The organism is Kitasatospora sp. NPDC033851, assembly GCF_055576085.1.
In genome coordinates, this window is record NZ_JBVIRL010000103.1 from 1 (window position 1) to 1,390 (window position 1,390).

Annotated in this window: 1 protein-coding gene; it reads right to left on the reverse strand. The window is 70.4% G+C overall.

What is annotated here, in order from left to right; all coding sequences use genetic code 11:
* Positions 1-26: 26 nt before the first annotated feature.
* Positions 27-1,253: an IS110 family RNA-guided transposase gene (locus tag ACZ51D_RS43665; protein ID WP_465665891.1), complete on the reverse strand. Its 1,227-nt coding sequence runs from the start codon at positions 1,251-1,253 to the stop codon at positions 27-29.
* Positions 1,254-1,390: the final 137 nt, after the last annotated feature.

The following is a 1,390-nucleotide window of genomic DNA, read 5'->3' on the forward strand; positions in this document are numbered from 1 at the left end:
GGTCAGACACCCCATGTCGTTGGGTGTCAAGCGGCAATGGGTTGGGCGTGGTGTGACCAGGCGGTCGCCTCGTCGTAGAGGGTGCGGGTCTTGAGGCAGCCGTGGAGTATGCCGACCAGGCGGTTGCCGACCTGCCTGAGGGCCGGGTTGTAGCCGGCCTCACGGGCGCGCTGCTTGTCGTAGTAGGCGCGGGCGCCGGGCGAAGCCCTCAGGGCGGAGAACGCCTGCGTCTGCAACGCGTCGGCGAGCCGGTTGTTGCGGACGTAGCGGGCTTGGACGGTGTGGCTCTTGCCGGAGGCCCTGGTGACGGGGCTGGTGCCGGCGTAGTTCTTGCGGGCCTTGGCGGACGCGTAGCGGGTGGCGTCGTCTCCGAACTCGGCGAGCACCCGGGCACCGGTGATCTCCGCGATGCCGGGCATCGACAGGTAGATCTCAGCGTCCGGGTGCGCGAGAAAATGGGCCTTCACCTGCCCTTCCATCTCGGTGATCTGCTCGTTCAGCGCGATCAGTAGGCGCGCGTGGGCGGCGGCGGCCGCCGCGTAGGCGGCGGTGACCGGCTCGGGCAGGCCGAGCTGCGGCTCGCGCAGCGCGGCCTGGATCGCCGCCGCTTTCGCATCCCGGTTCCGGCGCCGGGCCCGGGCCAGGACCGAGATGATCTGGGGACGGGTCAGCTTCGCGGCCGTCGCGGGGGTGGGCGCCTTGATGAGCAGTTCGAGCGCGTCCGTGCTGGTCAGCGCCAGTTCGGCGTAGGCCGTGAGGGCTGCGGGGAAGTACTCGCGCAGCGTGCTCCGCAGTCGCTGGAAGGTGCGGGTGCGTTCCCAGATCAGAGTTTGGTGGGCGCGGGCGACGACCTTGACGGCTTGGGCCTGGCCGCTGTCGCCGGCGATGGGCCGCAGCTGGTCGCGGTCGATGCGGACCATGTCGGCCAGTGCGTGCGCGTCGCCCTTGTCGCTCTTGGCCCCGGACGTGGCGTACCGCTCTTTGAACCGGGCGACCTGGCGCGGGTTGATTGCGTATACCTGGTAGCCGGAGGCGATCAGGGCCTGCACCCACGAGCCGCGGTCGGTCTCGATCCCGACGACCACCCGGGCCGCGTCCAGGTTCTCGCCGCCATGGCGGGCGAGGAGTTCGTGGAGCTTCGCGATGCCCTCCACGCCCTCCGGCAGCCGCGCGGCGGCGAGCCTGCGGCCGGACTCGTCCTGGATCTCGACATCGTGATGATCTTCCGCCCAGTCATCGCCGATCAGCAGCAACATGCCCTCCCTGTCAGGTCGTTCACTTCGTCGAGCAGCCTGCGGAAGGCACGGCACGCGGCCTAATGGATCCAGTGCTCACGCCCTCGCGGGCGGGCACGCCACCCCATCAGCGGTCTGGCCTCCCGGCCGACCAG